The following is a 22,263-nucleotide window of genomic DNA, read 5'->3' as shown; positions in this document are numbered from 1 at the left end:
ATAGCGACTCCTGCCGATGAGATAAAGCTTGAAGGGTAACCAAGGCGTCAGAACTTGGACAGCTCAGTCTTCGACCAGGCCCAGTTCCTGTAGGGCGCGCCGATCCCCTGCTCGCGCGGCTTGGCGCAGCAGGTCCTGGCCAATGCGGCGATCGCGGGCATTGCCGCATTCGCGGCACATCAGCTGGCCAAGACGACTTTGCGCGGCCACGACACCTTCACGGGCAGGCTGCTTGAGCAAACGCCCGGCGAAGTGTTTGACGTTGGTGTTTTCACCCAGGCGCGGGCTATCGAGCAACCACTCAGCCACTCGCATCGAAAAGCGTTTGGGAGGGGTAACACCGGGAGGTGTGGAGGTCGCAGAAACTGATACGGAGCGAAACTTCATAAAGCACTGTGGGGCAGATCGGAAGGCGCGCCACTCTACTCTTTTTTTCTTACAGGTAAAGCCTAAAAAAACCCGGCACGCCCGTCCTAGAGCAAGCGCTCGGGACAATCCACAGAAGCTGTGGATAACTCAGTGGACAACCGCCCTTGAACTCTCGCAAAGCCCTGTGGAATGGGGCTCGCAGTCAAACTGACGATTTTTTCACCAGTAAAAAAAAGCGATGTTTTTCATTGACTTAAATTTTCAATACAGGCACCCACTGTGATCGATTCGCGGATGACAGTACGGTTACAGTCTGCGCAACTTATGTGCACAAGTACCTTCGCGGCAGTTATATCGATGCGCTTTTTCGGAGCGTTTTGCAGACCGTTTCTGGGGATAACCTTGGCAAACCCTTGTCCCAGGCTTGTGCCGGACAGATGACCAGTGGTCGGAAATCGGCCCAATGCGGAGCGAGATTGCGGGGCTCTGCAATTATTTTGCTTTCACGCTTCCCTTCGCCCACTCGATCCGTTAGTATCCGCGGCGTTAGTACCAAGCTGAAAGTCAATTCTGGTCGAACAAATCCTCCCGGTCAGCCTTCCCAACGGAAGCCTCTACCGAACAAGCGGGATCGACCACCTCGATGGTTTCCAGGTAAACCTTGCGCCAACACAGCCTTTGAATCGAAAGCAAAGGGTGTTGCGAAGCTCACTTACTCTGACCGAACCAGCCTGCAAATTGATCAGGATCTTCACCCCGGGCCCAGAACCTTTGCCCTTGATGTGTTGCCTGCCCTCCTAAGTACCTACCTGCCAGCCCAAGCGCGCCAATTATCAGCGCTTCAAACTGGCTGCTTTGTTCCAGTCGGGTTCTTCGTTCGACCAATGGTGGTCGTCGTCACTGGAACGTTTTAATTTTGCACGGCTCTTATCCGTGTCGCTTGTAGGAACACCCATTTAATGACTACTCAAATCCACACCCAGGATGCCATCCGCACCCTAACCAACGCTTTTGCACCAATGAATTGCCTGATCATGGCTGCTCGCAAAGGCTGCTTCAGCTTCACTCTGGTCAACGAACACGGCATCGCTCGTCACAGCGAACGCCTCTACCCCGATCAATACTCCAGCGCAGAACCGCTGCAGGCCGTGATCGAGCGTACCCGTCAGGCACTGGTTGCCTGATACGCCAGAAAGACTGCAAACCTCAAAAGCCCTGCTCAAAAAGCGGGGCTTTTTATTGCCTGTTATTTCCCCTCAGGCAGCCTGCGGCTAAGCACTAACCGATATAACGGTTATAACTCGAAGCCGGAAATATTTTAAAAACAGTCCTTTACAGCGCGAATATGACACTACACTTCAACTCAAGCGGCTTGTTCCGCTTCCGGCGAGCCTGATTCGATTCACCAGCTGCCAACGCTCCCTTCAGGTATCGCCGACCACTTCATGTTCCGAGGGCTTTATGGGTATCGCTGCCAGCGAACTGTGCCGTTATGTGATCCGCCCGACTTTGATTTACCTAGGGCGCCATAGCGCAACTGCCGAATCCTTGCTGCTGGGCATCGCCGCCAGTCAGTCAGCCCTTGGTTCCGCCCTGCATGACCGCCGTGGGCACGGCCTGTACCGAATTGCCGAACCCCGCCACCAGGCTCTCTGGGATCATTACCTGGCCCTGGACCCGGAGCGCGCAAGTCTCGTGCGCGGCTTGGCAAGCCAGCATGCCTTTCTCAGCGGACCGCACCTGGAATTGACCGTCAACCTGCGTTACGCCACTGCCATCGCCTGGCTGCTGGTGGAAGAACAGAACACTCCCCTCCCCGCCGCAGATGACTTGTTGGGAATGGCCCGAATCTGGCGCCAGACTTTTCAGCCTCAAGGTCGCCTTCGCGACTTCACCTACGCTTGGCAAACCTGTGTTTCACCAATGAATCAGGTCGCCTGCTGACCCACCGGTTTCCAAAGATCCTGTAACGGGTCGCGAATCTGGTTGGATTGTCCTACAAAACCGCTCTAACTCAAGCGATACAGCCTATAGCGCTGGGACGAAAATGTTGGTAATTTTCGCCCCGGTGATCACCAGGAGTTCTAATAATGAAAAAAGTAATGCTCAAAACCACCATTAGCCTCGCCGTTGCCATGGCATCCACCCAGATTTTCGCAAGTGGCTTTGCCCTCAACGAACAAAGCATCAGCGGGATGGGAACAGGTTTTGCCGGGCGATCTTCTTCTGCCGACGACGCATCCACCATTGCTGGTAACCCTGCCGGCATGTCCCGCCTCAAGCGCGAACAAGTGACCGGCGGTATTGCATTCATCGACGCGCACACTGACATCAGTGACGCCAGCTCCAGTCCGAATGGCGGTACCAACAAAGGTGACATGGTCCCTTTCATGGGCGTGCCGATGGGCTACTACGTCAAGCCAATCGATGACCACTGGGCAGTCGGTTTCGGCGTCTACGCTCCATTCGGCCTGGTGACCGACTACGAGAAAGGCTTTGCCGGCCGTTACTTCGGCAGCAAGAGCGAAGTCAAGATCGTGACCCTGCAACCGACTGTCAGCTACGCCTTCAACGACAAGGTCTCCATCGGTTTCGGCCCGACCATCAACCGCGTCGACGGCACCCTGGAATCGAACCTGTCGATCACCCAGGCCGCGCCGGACGGCAAGGTCAAGATCGAAGGTGACGACACTGCGCTGGGCTACAACATCGGCGTGCTGGTCCAAGCCACCGACAGCACTCGCGTCGGCCTGACCTACCACTCGAAAGTGAAGTACAAGCTCGAGGGCAACACCAAGGTCGACTACAACGTCCTCGCTGCCGTGGGTCAGAACCCAAGCCAGAAGTACGATGCCTCGCTGGACCTGACCACGCCTGAATCGGTGGACTTCTCGGTCACTCACCAGCTGGACGACAAGTGGACCCTCTACGCAGGCAGCACCTGGACTCGCTGGAGCCGCCTGAAAGAAATCACCGTTGACAACAAAGGTGTTCCGGCGATCCTGAACGGCCAGTTCGGCACCATCACCGAAGAACAGAACTGGCACGACACCTGGGCTCACGCCATCGGCGCGTCCTACCAGTTGAACAAGCAATGGGTATTGCGTACCGGTCTGTCCGTCGACCAGGCGCCGACCAACAACACCGACCGTTCCCCACGCATTCCGACTGGCGATCGCAAGATTTTCAGCCTGGGCGCTGGCTGGAGCCCGACTGACGACCTGACCATCGACGTCGCGTACTCGTACCTGCGTGAAGAGTCGGTCAAAGTTGACAACAGCAACAACCGTGGCCAGAACTACAACGCCAAGTATGAAAACTATGCGAACGGTTTCGGTGTAGGCGCGACCTACCGCTTCTGATGATTCACGGCGAGCCTGAAACACTCGCCGCCTGAATCAAAAAAGCCCCGCTCTCTTGTACAGAGGCGGGGCTTTTTAGTGGGCGTCAATCAGGGTTGCGAGGCCAGGGCTTTTTCCACCGCCTCGATGAACTCGGGATCGTCGGGCTTGGTCAGGCTGGAGAAATTGGCAATCACCTTGCCCTTGCGATCGACCACGTATTTATAAAAATTCCACTTCGGTGCGCTGGTTTGCTTGGCGAGGACCTTGAACAGGTGAGTCGCGTCGTCACCGCGGACTTTCTGCGGCTCGGTCATGGTGAAGGTCACGCCATAGTTCACGTAACAGACCTTGGCAGTCTCGGCGCCGTCCTTGGACTCCTGCTTGAAGTCATTGGACGGAACGCCGATCACCTCAAGGCCCTGATCCTTGTAACGCTGATTCAGCGCCTCAAGGCTTTTGAACTGCGGGGCGAAACCACAGAAGCTTGCGGTATTGACCACCACCAGCGGTTTACCCTCAAACCGCTGGCACAGGTCGATGGATTCCTTGGCGCGCAGCTTGGGCAACGAACCCTGCAACAACTCCGGGCACTCGGCCGCTTGTGCCAATCCGGTAAACGCCACCAGCAACGCGGGGACTGCAATCCAGCGCATCAGCATGTCGGTTTATCCTTGATCAATGGTCACAAACGAAGTTACTCGCCCTCGCCTGTTCCTAGCAAGCACCCATGCCCAACTGCATCAGCGCCAGCCCGCCTTGATGCCAGCCCCACCAGGCCAGCGCCAGCAGCAAGGCGCCGACAGCGGCGACCGCTATTCGCGGCCAGAGACTGTTCATATCGCACTCAACCGGGTTTGCAGGCGCGCTACCGGCTGCTCACGCACCGGCCAGTTCAGGGCGGCGGCCAACAGGCTCAAGAGGATTGCCACTTGCCAGATCAAGTCATAGCTCCCGGTCCGGTCATACACCACCCCGCCCAACCAGCCGCCGAGGAACGAGCCGAGCTGGTGGAAGAGAAAAACAATCCCACCGAGCATGGACAGGTTTCGCACACCGAACAAGGTCGCCACCGTGCCGTTGGTCAATGGCACGGTCGACAGCCACAGGAAGCCCATCGCCATGCCGAACAGGTACGCGGTGGTCGTGGTGACCGGTGCCCACAGGAACAGCGTAATCACCACCGCCCGCAGCAGATACAAACCGGTGAGCAAACGCGGCTTGGACATGCGCCCGCCAAGCCATCCTGCGGTGTACGTGCCGAAGATATTGAACAGCCCGATCAGCGCCAGCACCGTGGTACCCACCGTGGCGGGAAGGTGTTGATCCACCAGATACGCCGGCAAGTGCACGCCGATGAACACCACCTGGAAACCGCAGACAAAAAAGCCGAACGCCAACAGCCAGAAACCCGAATGGGAACAGGCTTCATGCAGCGCTTCGGAAAGGGTCTGTTCATGGCCGAGCACAGGCAGCGGTTTGTCCTTGAGCATGCTTACCAATGGAATGATCAGCGCCACCAGCAGGCCCAACACCAGCAATGCCGCGGACCAGCCCAGCCAGCCGATCAACCCCAGCGTACCGGGCAACATGGCGAACTGACCAAACGAACCGGCGGCGCTGGCGATACCCATGCCCATGCTGCGTTTCTCCGGCGGCACGGCGCGACCGACCACGCCGAGGATCACCGAGAACGACGTGCCCGATAGGCCGATGCCGATCAACAGGCCCGCACTCAGGGACAAAGTTACCGCCGAGTCGGACAAGCCCATGAACACCAGGCCCAAGGCGTACAGCACACCACCGACCAGCACCACTTTCGCCGCGCCAAAGCGGTCGGCCAGCGCGCCGGTGAACGGCTGCGCCAGGCCCCAGATCAGGTTCTGCAAGGCGATGGCAAACGCAAACGTCTCCCGCCCCCAACCGAACTCGGCACTCATCGGCGCCAGAAACAGCCCGAAGCCATGACGCACGCCCAAAGACAATGCCAGGATCAGCGCACTCCCCACCAACACCCAACCGCATGTACGCCACATCGAGGTCATTCTTATTCTCCGGTAGCGGGTATATACCCGCTTATGATCGGAAAAACCGGCGTCACGCCAGTTCGTCCAGCAGTCGCAACAAGGTTTCGCGTTTTTCGGCACCCAGACGGTCGATCAACCGCTGCTGTGCCGCTTCCCACGCCGGCAAGGCCGCTGTCAGGCGATCAGCACCCGCCTGGGTCAGGCGGACGATGCGGTTACGCATGTCCTCGCCCTCGACCAGCGCCACCAGCCCCTCACCTTCCAGCACCCGAAGATTGCGCCCCAGGGTGCTACGGTCCAGGCCCATGGCTTCGGCCAGGGTGGAAATACTCGGTTCATTCAGACGCTGCAGATTGCACAGCAAAGAATACTGGGCGACGTTGATTCCGAAGCCATCGAGAGCGCCGTCATAATGCCTGCTGACGCCACGGGCGGCGCGTCGCAGGTTGGTGCATAAACATTGAGAGTCGAGCATGGTGCGTGTATATACCCGCGAGTGTGTTAAATCAAGTTACAGATAGGTTCAGTCAGAAAATGGGAGTGTCTGGCAGACCGCCTTCGCGAGCAAGCCCGCTCCCACATGGGATCTTCAGTGGACATGGAATTTGTACTCAACGACGATCAAAGGGTGGGAGCTGGCTTGCTCGCGAGGAGGCCAGCACACCCACCACACAAACATCAGACCAACGCCAAACCCACCAACACCACCATCTCCAGCAACTCCAGCATCGCCCCGGCCGTATCGCCCGTCGTCCCGCCCAATCGCCGCAGCATCACCTGCCGCAACCAAACGAACATCCCGCCCGCCAGAACAAGCGCCCAGACACCGCTGAACCCTGCGATCAGCACGCACGCCAACGCACTGACCGCCAACACTTGCTTACCCGCCGAGCGCGGCAAATGATCGGCCAGCGCCTGCCCCAACCCGCCGGCACGCACATACGGCGTGGTCAGAAACAACCCCAGCATCGCGCTACGACCCATCAGCGGAACGATGATCAGCAAAACAGTGTCCTGCTGCTCGATCAACGCCAGCAACGCGGCGAATTTGAGCAGCAACACCAGCACCAGCGTTACCACCGCAATTGGCCCGCTGCGTGGGTCTTTCATGATCGTCAGCGTGCGCTCGCGGTCGCCGAAACCACCGAGCCACGCGTCGGCGCTATCGGCCAGGCCGTCCAGGTGCAACGCGCCGCTGAGTAGCACCCAAACCGTCAGCAACAGCGCCGCGTGAAGCAACAACGGCGTGCCCAGTAACAGCCAGTTCAGCGCCCATAAAATGACGCCGAACAGCAGCCCGACCAGCGGATAAAACAACAGCGAACGTCCGAGTTCCTGAGGCGCCGGCATGCCGGGCAGACGAATCGGCAAACTGCTGAGAAATTGCAGGGCGATCCAGAAGGGCAACATGTTCAGATCGTTTCCTTGAGAATGGCGCCTGACTCGACGCTCAACGAAAACAGCGAGCCATGCCCGACCTCGACATTCAGCAACTGCTCTCGCGGCAAACCCCGAGCCTGCGCCAGCAACAAACGCATGACGCCGCCATGGCTGATCAGCAAAACCCGCTCGCCCGCATACGCCACGTGCAGACGCTCAACCGCCGTCAGCACCCGCGTCGAAAAATCTCCGACCGGCTCACCCAAGAGCGGCGTGAAGGAATAGGGGTCGGCCCAGAACAGCCCCAACCCTTGGGCGTCTGTTTCCATCAACGCCGCCGCGCTCTGCCCTTCCCAGGCACCAAAGTGCAGTTCTTGCAGATCTTTGTCGAGGTGCACGGGCAGTCCCAGCTGCGCACCGAGTTCATCAGCAAACCGCGCACAACGTTGCAACGGCGAACTGATCAACCGATCCCATGGCCCTTTCTCGACCACCGCTGCGCGCATCTGCTCCCAGCCCTTGGCGGTCAGCGCATCGTCGAGGCTGCCGCGCAGACCGCCGCCGAGTTCGGTTTCACCATGACGCAGAAGATCCAGACGCAACGTCATGCCGGGCGGTCCGCCACTGCCGCTTCGGCGAAGGTTGCCATCTGCCCGTGAAGATCGCAGGCCAAACGCAGTAACGGCACAGCCAACGCAGCACCACTGCCCTCGCCCAGACGCAGGCCGAGATCCAGCAACGGCTCGGCGTTCAGTGTTTCCAGCACATGACGATGACCCGGCTCGGCGCCGCGATGGCCGAACAACAGCCATTCACGGCATTGCGGGTTCAAGCGCACTGCCACCAACGCGGCGACGCTGCAGATAAAGCCGTCCACCAGCACCGCAACACCCTCTTGGGCGCACGCCAGATACGCGCCAACCAGCGCCGCAATCTCAAACCCACCGAGGTTGAACAGCGTCTGCAACGCATCGCCGCGCTGAGCGCCATGCAATGCCAAGGCACGTTCGATGACCCGGGCTTTGTGGCTGACGCCCGCCGCGTCCAGACCCGTACCCGGCCCAGCCAGATGCACCACCGGGCAATCGAGCAAGGCACAGGCCAGCGCGCTGGCCGCCGTGGTGTTGCCGATGCCCATCTCGCCGCCGATAAACAGCTGCGCACCGGCGGCGACCGCACGCTGCACGCTGTCGCGACCGGCCTGCAAAGCGAGTTCACCCTGGGCCTGCGTCATGGCCGGGCCTTCGACGAAATTGGCGGTGCCCGCGCCGATGTTGAGATGACGCACACCCGGCAGGTTCAACGACGGCGTGACCGTGCCGAGGTCGACCACTTCCAGGGATGCCCCGAGCCGGCGAGCCAGCACGCTGATCGCCGCGCCGCCGCTGACAAAGTTATGCAGCATCTGCCCGGTGACTTCCTGAGGGAACGCCGACACGCCCTCCGCCACCACGCCATGATCACCGGCAAAAATGGTAATCCATAGCTGATCGAGACTCGGTTTGACCTGCCCCTGCAGCCCCGCCAACTGCACGGCCACCGCTTCGAGTCGACCGAGGGAACCGGCGGGTTTGGTCAGTTGCTGTTGACGTGCCTGCGCCAGTTCGACGGTTTGCGAATCGACCGGCTTGCACGGGTTCAGCCACCAGGATTGAGTCATAACGCAGTTCCTTTCAAAGTCAGGGGCAGGCCGGCGACGGTCAGGACGACTCGTTGGCAGCGCTCGGCCAGGGCTTGATGCAGCCAACCGGCTTCATCGACATAGCGGCGAGTCAATTCGCCCAGCGGCACGACACCCATTCCGGTCTCGTTGCTGACAAAAATGATTTCACCCGGCAACGAGGCCAGGCAGTCCAGCAGGGCTTCGCGTTCAGCGTTGAGACGTTCGGCGTCGTCGAGCATCAGCAGATTGGTCAGCCACAGGGTCAGGCAATCCACCAGCAGGCAACGCTCGGCGCGGGCGCTTTCGCGCAGCACTCGGGCGAGTTCCAGAGGCTCTTCGATCAACGCCCATTCGGCCGGGCGACGGGCGCGGTGGTGGGCGACGCGTTCGTTCATTTCCCCGTCCAGTGGTTGGCTGGTGGCGATGTAGGTGACCTGAAGCTGGCTGTCTGTCGCGAGTTTTTCAGCCAGACGACTTTTGCCGGAGCGGGCGCCGCCGAGGATCAGTTGCAGCATGGTCATTTACCTGTTAATTGGCGGCGTGGCGACTTCAGTCATCGCGAGCAGGCTCGCTCCCACAGGGGATTTGTGTACGACATATATCCAATGTGGGAGCGAGCCTGCTCGCGATGAGGCACTCAAAACCACCTCAAATCCCACAGAGTTCACGCAGCAATCGGGTATCCAAATGCTTCTCCACCAGATCCGCCAACCGCTCGATATCCCGCTCGCGCAACCCGTGGTAATCCACATCTTGCACATCCTGCAAACCCGCCCAGCGCAGCAGCGCACTGCAGGCTGCGGGTGACTCAAACAGGCCATGCAAGTAGGTACCAAAAATCTGCCCGTCAGCACTTTGCGCACCATCAAAACGACCATCGTCCAGCTGCACCGCGGCGTTTTTCAGTGCCGGCCCAGTGGTGACGCCGGCATGGATTTCGTAGCCGCTGACTTCAGCATTTTCCAGCGCCAGACGACCGCGCACATTGCGCAATTGCTTCTCTTCTTCGAGCTGCGTTTCGAACGCCAGTAAACCCAGGCCGGTACTGGAACCCGGCGCACCTTCGAGGCCCAGCGGGTCGTGCACCTGCTCACCGAGCATTTGCAGACCGCCGCAGATCCCCAGCACTTTGCCGCCATAACGCAGATGACGACTGATGGCCGTGTCCCAGCCACTGGCCCGCAAATACGCAAGGTCACTGCGCACGCTTTTCGAGCCGGGAAGAATGATCAGGTCGGCCGCAGGAATCGCCTGGCCGGGGCCGATGAATTGCAGGTCCACTTGCGGATGCAGGCGCAGCGGATCGAAGTCGGTGTGGTTACTGATGCGCGGCAGCACCGGTACGACTACTTTCAGCACGCGCTCAGCCTTGTCGGTCTGGCGCTGATCGATGCCGTCCTCGGCCTCCAGGTGCAGATCCATCACATACGGCAGCACGCCGATCACCGGTTTGCCGGTGCGTGCTTCCAGCCAGTCGAGACCAGGTTGCAGCAAGGCGATGTCGCCACGAAAACGGTTGATGATGAAGCCTTTGACCCGCGCCTGTTCGGTCGGCGACAGCAGTTCCAGCGTGCCCACCAGATGCGCAAAAACCCCGCCACGATTGATGTCGGCAATTAACACCACCGGGCAATCCACCGCTTCGGCAAAGCCCATGTTGGCGATGTCGCCAGCACGCAGATTGATCTCGGCCGGCGAACCCGCACCTTCGACCATCACCACCGGATACGCCGCGCTCAATCGCCCATGGGAGGCCAGCACCGCTTGCATGGCGATGGTTTTGTAGTCGTGATAGGCGACCGCGTTCATCGTCGTCACCGCGCGACCATGGATGATCACTTGGGCGCCGGTGTCGCTGTTGGGTTTGAGCAGCACCGGGTTCATGTCGGTGTGCGGTTCAAGGTTGGCCGCCTGGGCCTGCACCGCTTGCGCGCGACCGATCTCGCCACCGTCGGCGGTCACGGCACTGTTGAGCGCCATGTTTTGCGGCTTGAACGGCACGACGCGCACACCCTGACGCGTGACCCAGCGACACAGCGCCGTCACCAGGGTGCTTTTACCGGCGTCGGAGGTGGTGCCTTGCACCATTAACGTGGACATTGTGTTTTCTTGGCGAAGGCCTGAAGTGCTTGTTCGAGACGCAGCCAATCGGCCTCCTCGGCAGGCAAGCCGAAACGCACGCTGCTGTTGTGGGTGAACAGCCGCAGCAAAATGCCGCGCCGCGCCATGAACTCGTGAAGCGCTTCAGCATGCTCGGTGATCAGCCATTGAAACAACGCGCAGCCACCCTGCGCCTGCAAACCATACTGCCCGAGCAAAAATGCCAGACGCTCGCTGGCCGCTTCGCTGCGCACCCGCTGCCTTGCATGGCCTTCAGTGTCCAGCAAACAGGCTTGGCCCAACACGCGTGTCGGCCCGCTGACCGCCCACGGCCCCACCTGCTCGGCGAGCAATTTGAGCAGCTTGCGCTCAGCCAGCACAAAGCCCAGCCGCACACCGGCCAGGCCAAAGAACTTGCCGAAGGAACGCAGCACAATCAAGCCGACCAGATGAGCAAACGGCGCCAGACTCAGCGTCGGTGTGTTGTCCATGAACGCTTCGTCCACCACCAGCCAGCCACCGCGCGACGCCAGCCGGGCATGCCAGTCGAGCAGACGGCTCGGAGTCAGGCTCAAGCCCGTCGGGTTGTTGGGGTTGACCACCACCAGCACGTCGAGGCTGTCAATATAGAAGTCGACTTCCTGCTCCAGCACTTCGCGCACGATGTAGCCGTTACGCCGCCAGGCTTGCGCGTGCTCGGCGTAACACGGCGACAGCACGCCGACCTTGCCGGCCCGACGCAAACGCGGCAACAACTGAATGGCCATTTGCGAGCCGGCAACCGGCAGCACCTGGGCGGCGCCGTAATAATCGCAGGCCGCCTGCTCCAGACCGTCATCGGTTTCCGGCAAGCGCGCCCAGGCCCGCAGTGGAATCTGCGGAACCGGAAATGGCCACGGCGCGAGCCCGCTCGACAGGTCCAGCCAATCGGCTTCGGCAATGCCGTATTCGAGCGCCGCCTTGCGCAACCGGCCACCGTGCTCAAGCATAGAATTCAGCTCCCACGCAGAGAATCAGCAGCCATAACCATACCCCGCGCTGGACCAATTGCCAGCCACGGTCGATGGAGTCGGCATCCGCCGGCATGCCTTCGCCCAGTTGCGGACGCTGATGCAGTTCACCGTGATAGATCGCCGCCCCGCCCAACTCGACGCCGAGCGCACCAGCACCGGCCGCCATCACCGGCCCGGCGTTCGGGCTGTCCCAGGTCGGGCCCTGGGTGCGCCAGCATTTCAACGCCAGTCGGGTTTTGCCCAGCAGTGCGTAGGTCAACGCCACCAAGCGCGCAGGAATGTAGTTGAGGACGTCGTCGATCTTCGCCGCCGCCCAGCCGAAACGCTCGAAGCGTTCGTTGCGATAACCCCACATCGCATCAAGGGTGTTGCTCAAGCGATAGAGCACCACGCCAGGCGCGCCGGCCACGGCAAACCAGAACAGCGCGGCGAACACCGCATCGCTGCCGTTCTCCAGGACTGATTCGGTGGCAGCGCGGGCGACTTCGGTTTTGTCCAGTTCGCTGGTCTGACGGCTGACCAGATAGCCCACGCGTATGCGCGCCTCAATCAGATCATCACTGCGCAGAGCCTTGGCCACCGGCTCGACGTGTTCACCGAGGCTGCGCATGCCGAGGGCGCAATAGAGCGCAAGGATCTCGACGATCCAGCCGACATAAGGCGCCCAGGAAAACGCCGTGGCCAGCAAGGTCAGCGGCAACACGGCAATCACCCAAGCGGTGACGCCGTGACTGCGCCAGCCACGCCCCTCACCATTGAAACGTTGCTCGATGCGGTCGGCAAAACGGCCGAACGCCACCAGCGGATGCCAGCGTTTGGGTTCACCCAGCAGCGCGTCCAGCGCAACCGCGGCGACACTCAATAACGCCACACTCATTGACTCACTCCCCAATAATTTTCATACAGCAACTCACTGAGCGGACGCGGCTGCGCCCACCCTTCGAGTACCAGCATCGGCGCCGGATAGAATTCCTTGACCGGACCGAGACAAAGAACCGCCAACGGCTTGGCCCCGGCGGGCAAACCCAGCAAGTCCGCCAGCGCTTGCGGCTCGAACAGCGACACCCAGCCCATGCCCAGGCCTTCCGCGCGAGAGGCCAGCCAAAGGTTCTGGATCGCGCAGGACAACGAGGCCATGTCCATTTCCGGCAAGGTGCGACGCCCGAAGATGTGGCGCTCGCGATCGTCCATCAGCGCGGCGACCAACACCTCGGCACAGTCGTTGATGCCTTCGACCTTGAGCTTCATGAATTCGTCGGTGCGCTCGCCGAGCGCTTCGGCGGTACGGATGCGTTCTTCTTCCACCAGTTGCTGGATCTTGCCGCGCAGTGTCCGGTCGCTGATGCGGATGAACCGCCAGGGCTGCATCAGGCCGACGCTCGGCGCCTGGTGGGCGGCTTCGAGCAGGCGTCGCAGTAACTCGGGCTCGACCGTGCCACCGCTGAAATGACGCATGTCACGGCGTTCAGCAATTGCCCGATAAACCGCTTCGCGTTCGGCCTCGGAGAAGGCGTTGTCGCTCATGGCCTCTTCGCGGGCAAGCCCGCTCCCACAGGGTTTTGGTCAGGCGCAAATAGCGCTGCAACCGCCGATGGATTGGACGGAAAATAATAGTGCACATAAGAGGCGGTCATCCGCCCCTCACGATAAACCGCCTCAGCCCCACGCCCGCCATTGGGGCTCAGCCCGCGGGCAATCGGCTCAAGCTCGGTGCTGGTCAGCGAATGGTGATAGGTGTGCCCGCGCAGCGAACCTTCCGGCAACTCAACCGCTTGCAACGCCAGCGCAGCAAGACGCTTTTGCATCACCGCATCACCTTTGAGCAAGCCGACCAGTTCGGCGCGAGTGCCTTCGACATCGGTCAAGGAGTCGAGCAGGTACAACATCCCGCCACACTCGGCCAACAACGGTTTGCCGGCAGCATGATGGGCGCGGATCGCATCGAGCATCGAGGTGTTTTGTGACAGCGCCACATGGTGCAGTTCCGGATAACCACCCGGCAGATAAAGGCTGTCCGCCTCCGGCAAATCAGCATCGCGGATCGGCGAGAAGAACGACAATTCAGCGCCCATGGCCCGCAGCAAATCCAGGCTCGCGCCGTAGGTGAAAGCGAATGCTTCATCACGGGCCACGGCGATTCGGATGCCTTTAAGCAAAGGCTTGGCGGCGATCACATCGGGCCCGGCGAATTCCACGGCGGGCGGCAGCGCCACATCGCAACTGCTGGCCAGCGACTCAGCCGCCGAATCGAGGCGCAGGTCGAGATCGTTCAACTCACTGGCCTGGACCAAACCAAGGTGACGGCTCGGCAATTCGATCCCGGTTTCCCGCGACAACGCGCCGTACCAGCGCAAACCTTCAGTCAGGCTGCCTTCGAGCAATTGCGCATGACGTAGCGTGCCCACACGGTTGGCCAACACACCGGCAAACGGCAAGTCCGGCTGATACTTCGCCAAACCCAGCGCCAGCGCTCCAAAGGTCTGCGCCATGGCCGTGCCATCGATCACGCCGAGCACCGGCACACCGAAGTGCCGCGCCAGGTCAGCGCTGGACGGCGTACCGTCGAACAGCCCCATGACGCCTTCGATAAGGATCAGGTCGGCTTCACCGGCGGCTTCCCACAACAGTCGACGACTTTCCTGCTCGCCGACCATCCACATGTCCAGCTGATACACCGGCGCACCGCTGGCGCGCTCGAGAATCATCGGGTCGAGAAAGTCCGGCCCGCATTTGAACACGCGGACCTTGCGTCCCTGATTGCGATGCAAACGGGCCAGCGCGGCGGTGACGGTGGTCTTGCCCTGACCGGAAGCCGGCGCGGCGATCAGTACCGCCGGGCAATGACGATGGCTATTCATAAAGCGCAGCTCACAACTCGACGCCTTTTTGCGCTTTGATCCCGGCCTGGAACGCGTGCTTGATCACACCCATTTCGGTGACCGTGTCGGCCAGTTCGATCATTTCCGGCTTGGCGCCGCGACCGGTGACCACCACGTGTTGCATCGGCGGACGTGCCTGCAAATCACTGAGTACCTGATCCAGATCGAGGTAGCCGTGCTTCAGGGCAATGTTCAACTCATCCAGCACCACCAGACCGATCGACGGGTCACGCAACAGTTCCTGGGACACCGCCCACGCGGCCTCGGCGGCGGCGATGTCGCGCTGACGGTCCTGGGTTTCCCAGGTGAAGCCCTCGCCCATCACATGAAAACGCACCTGCTCCGGGAAGCGCCGGAAGAACAGTTCTTCGCCAGTGCTGTTGCGGCCCTTGATGAACTGCACCACGCCGCACTGCATGCCGTGGCCCATGGAGCGGGCGAGCATGCCGAAGGCCGAGCTGCTTTTGCCTTTGCCGTTGCCGGTCAGCACCAGCAGCAGGCCGCACTCGTTCGGCGAGTTGGCGATGCGTTCGTCGATCACGGCTTTTTTGCGCTGCATGCGCGCAAGGTGGCGTTCGTCACGATCAGGGGAATCAGTCATGGGGGAGCTCTCCGTTGAGGCTGGATAACGGCGGGCAGGCACAAGAATAGACGGCAAGAAGCCTGGCATCGCCCACCGTGATGCCGTTGGATGAATCAGGCCGGTCTCCGGGCTCATGAGCAGCATTCGCCGGACTGCGCGCCTTCCCATGTCGACAGTCGACACAGTGGCTCAAGGCGCAGTCTTCACTCATTTACCGTTGCGGGGGCAGCGCCGGGATCGTGACGTTTCGTCGCGTGAAGATAGTCACTCACCGGCTTCCCTGTTTCACTCTGTCGGCGTCGCCACAGAGCACCTGAAACAAGCGCGAAGGTTAGAGGGTTGGGGGTGGAGCGTCAATTGAAGACAAAGCCCGGGCGAGCGATATACTGCCGCCGGTCAATTTACTGACACCCCAACTTGCACCACACTGCCAGCAGTGATATCAAAGAGCCACAACCCAACAACAAAATTACAAGGGTGAGCACATGCAAGGCATGATCATCAGCAATCCGAAGCTGGAATTCCTGCGACCGGTGCTGGAACGCTGGTTTGACTGTATTGACCGCTACAATGCAGTGCGCGGCGATAACGACACGCCTTATTGGTACGACGAAAAAGCCAACCTTGGCTTACTCTCCGCCGCGGCCTGGATGGCGGAAATGGTCACGCTGCAACAAACGCCGACCCGTAAACAGAACGAAGAAGGCGAACGCAACAGTCGCGCCGATCTGTTTATCGCCACCGCCGAAGAACGCGCCTACCTGCAGGCCACGCAACGCTGGCCGAAGGTCAATAGCCTGAACCTGACCCAGGCATTGCAGGACATCACCAGCGACGCCAAACGCATCAGCTACGCCAGCGACCTGAAACTCGGCTGCCTGTTCGTTGCGCCACAAAAGGCCCAGCAGAGCGCGACGCCGGAAGAACTCCAGGACATGGTCGACGACCTGCAAAAGGAACACAGCTGCGCCGTGGCCTGGTATTTCCCGTACGCCTATCGCAAGTTGCGTAACGAAGCCGGCAACTATCACCCTGGCATCGCCGTCCTGCTCAAGGAAGCCCGCGGCTGACCGGTTGAACCATCGCGCGTCTAAGCTTCTCTATGATTAAGTCAATGCATTCATAGGGAAGTCCAGCATGCGCAAGCCCCAGCTCGTTCTTGTCATCGCGCTCGCCGGAGGGCTCGCCGCTTGTGGTGAAACCTCCAGCCTGCAAGTCTCCGACGGCACCGGCCCGTCACCCAAGTTGCCCGAACCGAACAAGACCCTGATCCCGACGGTGAATATCGCCCCGGCGATCGGCTGGCCGGAAGGTGCGAAACCCACCGCCGCAGCCGGCACTCAGGTGGTGGCATTTGCCGAGGGGCTCGATCACCCGCGCTGGCTCTACGTGCTGCCCAACGGCGATGTGCTGGTGGCTGAAACCAACGCGCCACCGAAACCCGATGACGGCAAAGGCATTCGCGGCTGGGTCATGGGCAAAGTCATGGGCCGCGCCGGTGCCGGCGTTCCCAGCCCGAACCGCATCACGCTGCTGCGGGACAAGGACCACGACGGCATCGCCGAAACCCGCACGGTGTTCCTGGAAAACCTCAATTCGCCTTTCGGCATGACGCTCGTCGGCAACGACCTGTACGTCGCCGACACCGATCGCTTGCTGCGTTTTCACTATGAAAATGGCGACACCGCGATCAAGTCGCAACCAATCAAGGTAGTCGATCTGCCAGGCGGCACGCTGAATCATCACTGGACCAAAAACGTCATCGCCAGCAAGGATGGGAGCAAGCTGTACGTCACGGTCGGCTCCAACAGCAACGTTGGCGAAAATGGTCTGGATCAGGAGGAAGGTCGGGCGGCGATCTGGGAAGTGGATCGCGCCACCGGCAACCACCGGATCTTCGCCTCGGGGATTCGCAATCCAAACGGCCTTGCGTGGGAACCGCAGACCGGCGCGCTGTGGACGGCGGTCAATGAGCGCGACGAAATCGGCAGCGATCTGGTGCCGGACTACATCACATCAGTGAAGGACGGTGGGTTCTACGGCTGGCCCTTCAGCTATTACGGCCAGCACGTCGACATTCGCGTCGAGCCGCAAAACCCGGACCTGGTGGCCAAGGCCATTGCCCCGGACTACGCGGTGGGCCCGCATACCGCGTCGCTGGGCCTGTCGTTTGCCGAGGGCAACACACTTCCAGCGCAGTTCAAGGAAGGCGCCTTCATCGGCCAGCACGGGTCATGGAACCGCAAACCGCACAGTGGTTATAAAGTGATTTTCGTCCCGTTCAGCGCAGGCAAGCCGACCGGGCAACCGGTGGATGTGCTGACTGGTTTCCTCAATAAGGATGAGAAGGCTATGGGCCGGCCGGTGGGCGTGGTGATTGATCAGCAGGGAGGTTTGCTGGTGGCCGATGATGTCGGGAACAAGGTGTGGCGGGTTTCGACCGCTAAATAGGTCTCAACTGCCAACATCTAACCAATATGAGAGCGGGCTTGCTCGCGAAGACGGCATTACATTCAACATCAATGTCGACTGTTATGACGTCTTCGCGAGCAAGCCCGCTCCCACATTAGATCGGTTCAGCGCCTACCTTTTGCGGCACAGCGTTAAACCATCCCCCAACGGCAACAACGACAGATCCACCCGCGTGTCATCCTTCAAGGCGCGATTGAGCGCCTGGATGGCGCGGGTATCTGCACTCTCGGGACTCTGCTCAAGCACCCGCCCGCTCCACAGCGTGTTATCGAACACTGCTAGCCCGCCAACGCGCAGTAAACGCAGCGCATGCTCCAGATAGCCCGGATAGTTAGCTTTATCGGCATCGATGAAGATCAGATCGAATTGCCCCGGCTGATTCAGCTGAGCCAAGGTTGCCAGCGCAGGCGCCAGGCGCAGATCAATACGATGGGCGAGCCCCGCCTCCTGCCAGTAACGGCGTGCGATAGCGTTGTAGTCGCCGGGGATATCACAGCAGATCAGCGAACCGTCCTCCGATAACGCTGCAGCCATGCACAAGGCGCTGTAACCGGTGAACGTGCCGACTTCCAGCAAGCGCTTCGCGCCGATGAGCTTGACCAGTAACGCGAGGAACTGCCCCTGCTCCGGTGCCACCTGCCAGCGCGCCATCGGCAGCGCCTGGGTTTCGTCGCGCAAGCGCTTGAGCAGCGGCGTTTCCCTCAGGGAAACGTCGAGCAGGTATTGGTACAGGGAATCGTCGAGATTGAGCGTGCGAGCGGTCATGACAACCTCTTCGGACAGAATGCTACGGGTTGCGCGCCAAGTGCTCAGGCTGCAGAACGCGCTTGGCGCTCAGATACGCTTTCTGCCAGTAAGCCTTGGACAGGCTGTCGAGCTTGACCGTGCCGCCAGTGGCCGGCGCATGAACGAAGCGGCCTTCGCCGACGTAGATCCCGGCATGACTGACCTGGGAGCCGCCATTGGTGGCAAAGAAGATCAAGTCACCGGTCTGCAGCCCTTCCTTGCCGACGCTGGCCGCCTGCATGCTGATCATTTCGCGGGTGGTACGCGGCAGGGAAATACCGGTGACATCACGGTAGACGTAACCGATCAGGCCGCTGCAATCGAAGCCCGAATCCGGCGTATTGCCACCCCAACGATACGGCGTGCCCACCAGGCCAAGCGCGCGGAACAGCACGTCTTCTGCCTCGGGGGAAAAGGGTTGCGGGTTACCGAAAACAATGGGGGCGCGAACCACCGGCGCGGGCGGCGGTGTGCGACTGGCGCAGGCGCTGAGCAGGGCTGCGAAGAGCATGATGGTGAGGCGGGCCGACATCGTCATAAGCAGAACATCCTGATCTGGCTGCGGCTTTTCCTGCCGCAAAGGCAGAAAAGAAAACCGCCTGCGCAGGACGCAGGCGGTTTGCCATCAATAATAGATCTGGATTCTAGCGGCTATCGGCCAAACTTCAAGTAAGACTTTAAGTTCGCCTTACAAACTATCCGCCTACTTCGTTGCGAATAGACTTTTTGTCGCCACTGACGTGGCGACAAGCCGACGACTTACTTGCGTGCAGTGACCACGGTCGGGGCCATCGCGAGAGCGCGCTTGGCTTCGATGAAGGTCTTGCTCCAGTAGCTGTCGCCCAGGCTATCGACCCGGACACCACCGCTTTTGCGGCTGCTGGAGTGGATGAACTGGTTGTCGCCCAGGTAAATCCCGGCGTGACTGACACGACCGCGACGACCATTGGTGGCGAAGAACAGCAGATCGCCCGGCTTCAGCGCGCTGCGAGCCACCAGCGGAGCGTCCACGTTGATCATTTCGCGTGTGGAGCGCGGCAGGTTCATGCCGGCTTCTTCACGAAACAGATAACCGATGAAACCGCTGCAATCGAAGCCAGCCTCGGAGGTGCCGCCGAAACGGTAACGGGTACCGATCAGGGACATGCCACGTTCGAGGATGCTGTCGGCCAGAACCGGAAGCTGGTACGACTTGCCGTCGGCGAAGTTTGCCAGTTCTTTATCGGTGGCCACGCCGTCCTGGTAAAGATCTTCCTGGAAAAGAACGGAAGAGGACTGGGCTGTAACTGAATTCTTGACCTGCTGTTGTTGCTCTTGCTGAGGCACTGGAGAGTGGGCAGCGCAACCGAACAACAGGGTGACGAGTGCGAGAGGCACGAGGGGTGCGAAGCGCTTTAGCATGGGCACGACCGTGGCTGATAGTGGGTAAAGAAGCCGCGACTATGCCCGCTATCATCCTCATTTGCAAATTCAATCGAACTTTATGTGACTTCCCGGTTCCGGGTTTACATCTAAGCGCTTAAGCCCGTTCTAAACGCCTGCGCTGCCTGCAACCTGTAGGAAAGCGGATTTTCTGGCGCCTGAAATATGCCAAAGCCCGCGCCAGGCTTGGGTTTTATCAGACTTTTCTTACCAGCCCAGCGTTTCTTTAAGGAAGGGAATCGTCAGCTTGCGCTGAGCTTGAAGAGAGGCCTGATCGAGTCGCTCAAGCAATTCGAAAAGCGCGCTCATGCTGCGGGTACCGCGAGTCAAAATGAAATGCCCGACTTCATCGGTCAGGTGCAGGCCGCGACGGGAAGCACGCAGCTGCAACGCGCGCAATTTGTCTTCGTCGGAGAGCGGACGCATCTGGAAGATCAGGGCCAGGGTCAGGCGCGATTTCAAATCGGCGAGTTTCACCGGCAGTTCGCGTGGCGAGGTCGATGCCGCAATCAGCAGACGCCGGCCGCTGTCGCGCAGACGGTTGAACAGATGGAACAGCGCCTCTTCCCAATCCGCCCGGCCGGCGACCGCCTGCAAATCATCGAGGCAGACCAGTTCGTATTGTTCGAGGTTGTCGAGAATCGAGATGCCGCGATCCAGCAGCTCGGCCAACGGCAGATAAACCGCTGGCTCTCCCAGTTGCTCAAAGCGCAGGCAGGCCGCCTGCAACAAGTGCGTACGCCCTACCCCGTCCTTGCCCCAGAGATAAATCAGGCTTTCGGTCCAGCCGGCGTCGGCTTCGCATAGCCGCTCGACATAGCCGAGTGCAGCGGCATTGGCGCCTGGGTAGTAATTGATAAAGGTAGCGTCATCACGCAGACGCACACCTAGGGGCAGCTGAATCGGTTTCATGCTGACTGAACAGTTCCAAAGGAACCGTTAGTGGCCTCTGTGTAAAGTTTGCGAAGTTTATACCCGTGGGGCGGGTCGCACAATGCGACAGACCACAAGCAAAATCAAAGGTTTGCGTTAACGCCCTGGTTTCATGGCAGTTTCTTTGGCGGCGCATGTGACAGCAGCGCGAGGGATTCGGGTCAACCTGGCAATGAACCAGGCTGCCCGCGATGCTTGATCAGGCCCTCTTAAATCTCGGGTTCATCAACACCGCTGTACATATCAGAATCTTTATACAAATCATGCACATGGCGCACCAGCACCATGATCACCGCCGCCACCGGCAGCGCCAGTAGCACGCCGGTAAATCCGAACAGCTCGCCCCCTGCCAGAATCGCGAAGATCACCGCCACCGGGTGTAGACCGATCTTGTCCCCCACCAACAATGGCGTCAGCACCATGCCTTCCAGCGCCTGCCCCACCATGAACACCGCGACGATACCGAACATGGGATACAGATCGCCACCGAACTGAAACAGACCGGCAATCAAGGCCGCGCCGATCCCGATGACAAACCCCATGTACGGCACAATCGCCGCCAGACCGGCGATCAAACCGATCAACAGCCCCAGCTCCAGTCCTACCAACATCAGACCGGCCGCGTAGATCACGCCCAACGCCACCATCACCAGCAACTGCCCGCGCACGAATGCACCCAGCACTTCATGGCATTCACCTGCCAGGGTCACAACACGCTCTTCGCGATCACGGGGCAGCAGGCTGCGGATCTTGGCCATCATCAGGTCCCAGTCCCGCAGCAAATAGAAGACCACCACCGGGATCAGCACCAGATTCGCCAGCAAGCCAATCAATGCGAGGCCGGAGGCCGTTGCCTGACTCAGCACAACACCGACAATGTCAGTGGTTTGGCCCATGTGCTCACTGATCGCAGCCTTGAGCTTGTCGAACTTCCAGAAATTATCCGACAGTCCAAATTTCGATTGCGCCCACGGCAGTGCGGTGTGCTGCAACCAATCGAGCATCTGCGGCGTCAGTTCGTACAAGCGAAACAACTGCTTGGCGAGCATCGGCACCAACACCAACAGCAGTGTCGTGAAGATCAAGGTAAACAGCGCAAACACCGCCACCACGCCCCAGGTCCGTGACAGACCGGCCCTCTCCAGCCGATCCACCAGCGGATCGAACAGATAGGCCAGCAGCAACGCGACCAGAAAAGGCGTCAGGATCGGATGCAACAACCAGACAAACACGCAGAGCAGAACCACCCCACCCAACCAGAACCAACGCCGCGTATCGGCCATGTACCACTCCAT

The 22,263-nt window shown here is 60.3% G+C and carries 25 protein-coding genes and 1 riboswitch; of the genes, 5 read left to right on the top strand and 20 right to left on the bottom strand.

What is annotated here, in order from left to right; all coding sequences use genetic code 11:
• Positions 1–63 precede the first annotated feature (63 nt).
• Positions 64–387: a hypothetical protein gene (locus DJ564_RS09795; RefSeq protein WP_109628672.1), complete on the bottom strand. Its 324-nt coding sequence runs from the start codon at positions 385–387 to the stop codon at positions 64–66.
• A gap of 941 nt (positions 388–1,328) precedes the next feature.
• On the opposite strand from DJ564_RS09795, the gene DJ564_RS09785 reads away from it, so the two are divergent.
• The 3 genes from DJ564_RS09785 to DJ564_RS09775 all read left to right on the top strand — a co-directional run bounded on the left by DJ564_RS09785 (position 1,329) and on the right by DJ564_RS09775 (position 3,731).
• The gene (locus DJ564_RS09785; protein ID WP_008031832.1) at positions 1,329–1,553 is read left to right on the top strand and encodes a hypothetical protein; all 225 of its coding nucleotides are present in this window, start codon (positions 1,329–1,331) and stop codon (positions 1,551–1,553) included.
• 277 nt (positions 1,554–1,830) lie between these two features.
• Entirely contained in the window at positions 1,831–2,313 is a 483-nt protein-coding gene (locus tag DJ564_RS09780; RefSeq protein WP_109628671.1) for a hypothetical protein, read from the top strand.
• Between the two features lie 146 nt (positions 2,314–2,459).
• Positions 2,460–3,731, top strand: coding sequence for an OmpP1/FadL family transporter (locus DJ564_RS09775; protein WP_109628670.1), 1,272 nt, complete (start codon positions 2,460–2,462; stop codon positions 3,729–3,731).
• An 89-nt stretch (positions 3,732–3,820) separates the two neighbouring features.
• Here DJ564_RS09775 and DJ564_RS09770 read toward each other — a convergent pair whose 3' ends face one another.
• The 14 genes from DJ564_RS09770 to cobO form a co-directional block, all read right to left on the bottom strand.
• Positions 3,821–4,372 carry a glutathione peroxidase gene (locus DJ564_RS09770; protein ID WP_109628669.1) on the bottom strand — a complete coding sequence of 184 codons (552 nt, stop codon included), beginning with the start codon at positions 4,370–4,372 and terminating at the stop codon, positions 3,821–3,823.
• 55 nt (positions 4,373–4,427) lie between these two features.
• Entirely contained in the window at positions 4,428–4,550 is a 123-nt protein-coding gene (locus DJ564_RS32345) for a hypothetical protein (RefSeq protein ID WP_256597486.1), read from the bottom strand.
• Complete coding sequence (locus DJ564_RS09765) at positions 4,547–5,755, bottom strand: MFS transporter (RefSeq protein ID WP_109628668.1); 1,209 nt, start codon at positions 5,753–5,755, stop codon at positions 4,547–4,549. Before DJ564_RS09765 ends, DJ564_RS32345 begins: the two co-directional genes overlap by 4 nt.
• A 52-nt stretch (positions 5,756–5,807) precedes the next feature.
• Positions 5,808–6,212 carry a MarR family winged helix-turn-helix transcriptional regulator gene (locus DJ564_RS09760; protein WP_109628667.1) on the bottom strand — a complete coding sequence of 135 codons (405 nt, stop codon included), beginning with the start codon at positions 6,210–6,212 and terminating at the stop codon, positions 5,808–5,810.
• 203 nt (positions 6,213–6,415) lie between these two features.
• Entirely contained in the window at positions 6,416–7,147 is a 732-nt protein-coding gene (locus DJ564_RS09755; RefSeq protein WP_109628666.1) for an adenosylcobinamide-GDP ribazoletransferase, read from the bottom strand.
• A 2-nt stretch (positions 7,148–7,149) separates the two neighbouring features.
• Positions 7,150–7,725: an alpha-ribazole phosphatase family protein gene (cobC, locus tag DJ564_RS09750; RefSeq protein ID WP_109628665.1), complete on the bottom strand. Its 576-nt coding sequence runs from the start codon at positions 7,723–7,725 to the stop codon at positions 7,150–7,152.
• Positions 7,722–8,777 (bottom strand): nicotinate-nucleotide--dimethylbenzimidazole phosphoribosyltransferase, encoded by a 1,056-nt coding sequence (cobT, locus tag DJ564_RS09745; protein WP_109628664.1) that lies wholly within the window; start codon positions 8,775–8,777, stop codon positions 7,722–7,724. Before cobT ends, cobC begins: the two co-directional genes overlap by 4 nt.
• Positions 8,774–9,295 carry a bifunctional adenosylcobinamide kinase/adenosylcobinamide-phosphate guanylyltransferase gene (cobU, locus tag DJ564_RS09740; RefSeq protein ID WP_109628663.1) on the bottom strand — a complete coding sequence of 174 codons (522 nt, stop codon included), beginning with the start codon at positions 9,293–9,295 and terminating at the stop codon, positions 8,774–8,776. Before cobU ends, cobT begins: the two co-directional genes overlap by 4 nt.
• A gap of 133 nt (positions 9,296–9,428) precedes the next feature.
• Positions 9,429–10,880, bottom strand: coding sequence for a cobyric acid synthase (locus DJ564_RS09735; protein ID WP_109628662.1), 1,452 nt, complete (start codon positions 10,878–10,880; stop codon positions 9,429–9,431).
• Complete coding sequence (cobD, locus tag DJ564_RS09730) at positions 10,868–11,869, bottom strand: threonine-phosphate decarboxylase CobD (protein WP_109628661.1); 1,002 nt, start codon at positions 11,867–11,869, stop codon at positions 10,868–10,870. The genes DJ564_RS09735 and cobD overlap by 13 nt, the downstream gene beginning before the upstream one ends.
• Complete coding sequence (cbiB, locus tag DJ564_RS09725) at positions 11,862–12,770, bottom strand: adenosylcobinamide-phosphate synthase CbiB (protein ID WP_109628660.1); 909 nt, start codon at positions 12,768–12,770, stop codon at positions 11,862–11,864. The genes cobD and cbiB overlap by 8 nt, the downstream gene beginning before the upstream one ends.
• On the bottom strand, positions 12,767–13,417 hold the full coding sequence (gene bluB / locus DJ564_RS09720) for a 5,6-dimethylbenzimidazole synthase (protein WP_109628659.1): 651 nt from the start codon (positions 13,415–13,417) through the stop codon (positions 12,767–12,769). Before bluB ends, cbiB begins: the two co-directional genes overlap by 4 nt.
• The gene (locus DJ564_RS09715) at positions 13,414–14,751 is read right to left on the bottom strand and encodes a cobyrinate a,c-diamide synthase (protein ID WP_109628658.1); all 1,338 of its coding nucleotides are present in this window, start codon (positions 14,749–14,751) and stop codon (positions 13,414–13,416) included. The genes bluB and DJ564_RS09715 overlap by 4 nt, the downstream gene beginning before the upstream one ends.
• Before the next feature lie 10 nt (positions 14,752–14,761).
• Complete coding sequence (gene cobO / locus DJ564_RS09710) at positions 14,762–15,373, bottom strand: cob(I)yrinic acid a,c-diamide adenosyltransferase (protein ID WP_010456792.1); 612 nt, start codon at positions 15,371–15,373, stop codon at positions 14,762–14,764.
• Positions 15,374–15,453: 80 nt separating this feature from the next.
• A riboswitch (cobalamin riboswitch) is annotated at positions 15,454–15,687 on the bottom strand.
• Positions 15,688–15,840: 153 nt separating this feature from the next.
• On the opposite strand from cobO, the gene DJ564_RS09705 reads away from it, so the two are divergent.
• On the top strand, positions 15,841–16,425 hold the full coding sequence (locus DJ564_RS09705) for a hypothetical protein (RefSeq protein WP_109628657.1): 585 nt from the start codon (positions 15,841–15,843) through the stop codon (positions 16,423–16,425).
• A gap of 67 nt (positions 16,426–16,492) precedes the next feature.
• On the top strand, positions 16,493–17,806 hold the full coding sequence (locus tag DJ564_RS09700; RefSeq protein WP_109628656.1) for a sorbosone dehydrogenase family protein: 1,314 nt from the start codon (positions 16,493–16,495) through the stop codon (positions 17,804–17,806).
• 132 nt (positions 17,807–17,938) lie between these two features.
• On the opposite strand, the gene DJ564_RS09695 is transcribed toward DJ564_RS09700, so the two are convergent.
• The 5 genes from DJ564_RS09695 to DJ564_RS09675 form a co-directional block, all read right to left on the bottom strand.
• Positions 17,939–18,592 carry a class I SAM-dependent methyltransferase gene (locus DJ564_RS09695; RefSeq protein ID WP_109628655.1) on the bottom strand — a complete coding sequence of 218 codons (654 nt, stop codon included), beginning with the start codon at positions 18,590–18,592 and terminating at the stop codon, positions 17,939–17,941.
• Positions 18,593–18,614: 22 nt separating this feature from the next.
• The gene (locus tag DJ564_RS09690; RefSeq protein ID WP_109628654.1) at positions 18,615–19,151 is read right to left on the bottom strand and encodes a C40 family peptidase; all 537 of its coding nucleotides are present in this window, start codon (positions 19,149–19,151) and stop codon (positions 18,615–18,617) included.
• A gap of 221 nt (positions 19,152–19,372) precedes the next feature.
• Positions 19,373–20,014: a C40 family peptidase gene (locus DJ564_RS09685; RefSeq protein ID WP_109628653.1), complete on the bottom strand. Its 642-nt coding sequence runs from the start codon at positions 20,012–20,014 to the stop codon at positions 19,373–19,375.
• A gap of 228 nt (positions 20,015–20,242) precedes the next feature.
• Complete coding sequence (gene hda, locus DJ564_RS09680; RefSeq protein ID WP_010456804.1) at positions 20,243–20,947, bottom strand: DnaA regulatory inactivator Hda; 705 nt, start codon at positions 20,945–20,947, stop codon at positions 20,243–20,245.
• A gap of 230 nt (positions 20,948–21,177) precedes the next feature.
• Positions 21,178–22,251 carry an AI-2E family transporter gene (locus DJ564_RS09675; RefSeq protein WP_109628652.1) on the bottom strand — a complete coding sequence of 358 codons (1,074 nt, stop codon included), beginning with the start codon at positions 22,249–22,251 and terminating at the stop codon, positions 21,178–21,180.
• Positions 22,252–22,263: the final 12 nt, after the last annotated feature.

Source organism: Pseudomonas sp. 31-12 (genome assembly GCF_003151075.1).
GTDB lineage: Bacteria > Pseudomonadota > Gammaproteobacteria > Pseudomonadales > Pseudomonadaceae > Aquipseudomonas.
This window is presented reverse-complemented; position numbering and strand designations above follow the sequence as displayed.

Excerpts from the sequence above, each read along its gene's own strand:
- cobC (WP_109628665.1), bottom strand. The coding sequence starts at position 7,725 with ATGACGTTGCGTCTGGATCTTCTGCGTCATGGTGAAACCGAACTCGGC.
- DJ564_RS09775 (WP_109628670.1), top strand. The coding sequence starts at position 2,460 with ATGAAAAAAGTAATGCTCAAAACCACCATTAGCCTCGCCGTTGCCATG.
- cbiB (WP_109628660.1), bottom strand. The coding sequence starts at position 12,770 with ATGAGTGTGGCGTTATTGAGTGTCGCCGCGGTTGCGCTGGACGCGCTG.
- cobO (WP_010456792.1), bottom strand. The coding sequence starts at position 15,373 with ATGACTGATTCCCCTGATCGTGACGAACGCCACCTTGCGCGCATGCAG.
- DJ564_RS09690 (WP_109628654.1), bottom strand. The coding sequence starts at position 19,151 with ATGACGATGTCGGCCCGCCTCACCATCATGCTCTTCGCAGCCCTGCTC.
- DJ564_RS09780 (WP_109628671.1), top strand. The coding sequence starts at position 1,831 with ATGGGTATCGCTGCCAGCGAACTGTGCCGTTATGTGATCCGCCCGACT.
- DJ564_RS09795 (WP_109628672.1), bottom strand. The coding sequence starts at position 387 with ATGAAGTTTCGCTCCGTATCAGTTTCTGCGACCTCCACACCTCCCGGT.
- cobD (WP_109628661.1), bottom strand. The coding sequence starts at position 11,869 with ATGCTTGAGCACGGTGGCCGGTTGCGCAAGGCGGCGCTCGAATACGGC.
- DJ564_RS09735 (WP_109628662.1), bottom strand. The coding sequence starts at position 10,880 with ATGTCCACGTTAATGGTGCAAGGCACCACCTCCGACGCCGGTAAAAGC.
- DJ564_RS09675 (WP_109628652.1), bottom strand. The coding sequence starts at position 22,251 with ATGGCCGATACGCGGCGTTGGTTCTGGTTGGGTGGGGTGGTTCTGCTC.
- DJ564_RS09785 (WP_008031832.1), top strand. The coding sequence starts at position 1,329 with ATGACTACTCAAATCCACACCCAGGATGCCATCCGCACCCTAACCAAC.
- DJ564_RS09715 (WP_109628658.1), bottom strand. The coding sequence starts at position 14,751 with ATGAATAGCCATCGTCATTGCCCGGCGGTACTGATCGCCGCGCCGGCT.
- DJ564_RS09700 (WP_109628656.1), top strand. The coding sequence starts at position 16,493 with ATGCGCAAGCCCCAGCTCGTTCTTGTCATCGCGCTCGCCGGAGGGCTC.
- DJ564_RS09770 (WP_109628669.1), bottom strand. The coding sequence starts at position 4,372 with ATGCTGATGCGCTGGATTGCAGTCCCCGCGTTGCTGGTGGCGTTTACC.
- hda (WP_010456804.1), bottom strand. The coding sequence starts at position 20,947 with ATGAAACCGATTCAGCTGCCCCTAGGTGTGCGTCTGCGTGATGACGCT.
- bluB (WP_109628659.1), bottom strand. The coding sequence starts at position 13,417 with ATGAGCGACAACGCCTTCTCCGAGGCCGAACGCGAAGCGGTTTATCGG.
- DJ564_RS09765 (WP_109628668.1), bottom strand. The coding sequence starts at position 5,755 with ATGACCTCGATGTGGCGTACATGCGGTTGGGTGTTGGTGGGGAGTGCG.
- DJ564_RS09685 (WP_109628653.1), bottom strand. The coding sequence starts at position 20,014 with ATGCTAAAGCGCTTCGCACCCCTCGTGCCTCTCGCACTCGTCACCCTG.
- cobT (WP_109628664.1), bottom strand. The coding sequence starts at position 8,777 with ATGACTCAATCCTGGTGGCTGAACCCGTGCAAGCCGGTCGATTCGCAA.
- cobU (WP_109628663.1), bottom strand. The coding sequence starts at position 9,295 with ATGCTGCAACTGATCCTCGGCGGCGCCCGCTCCGGCAAAAGTCGTCTG.
- DJ564_RS09760 (WP_109628667.1), bottom strand. The coding sequence starts at position 6,212 with ATGCTCGACTCTCAATGTTTATGCACCAACCTGCGACGCGCCGCCCGT.
- DJ564_RS09755 (WP_109628666.1), bottom strand. The coding sequence starts at position 7,147 with ATGTTGCCCTTCTGGATCGCCCTGCAATTTCTCAGCAGTTTGCCGATT.
- DJ564_RS32345 (WP_256597486.1), bottom strand. The coding sequence starts at position 4,550 with ATGAACAGTCTCTGGCCGCGAATAGCGGTCGCCGCTGTCGGCGCCTTG.
- DJ564_RS09695 (WP_109628655.1), bottom strand. The coding sequence starts at position 18,592 with ATGACCGCTCGCACGCTCAATCTCGACGATTCCCTGTACCAATACCTG.
- DJ564_RS09705 (WP_109628657.1), top strand. The coding sequence starts at position 15,841 with ATGCAAGGCATGATCATCAGCAATCCGAAGCTGGAATTCCTGCGACCG.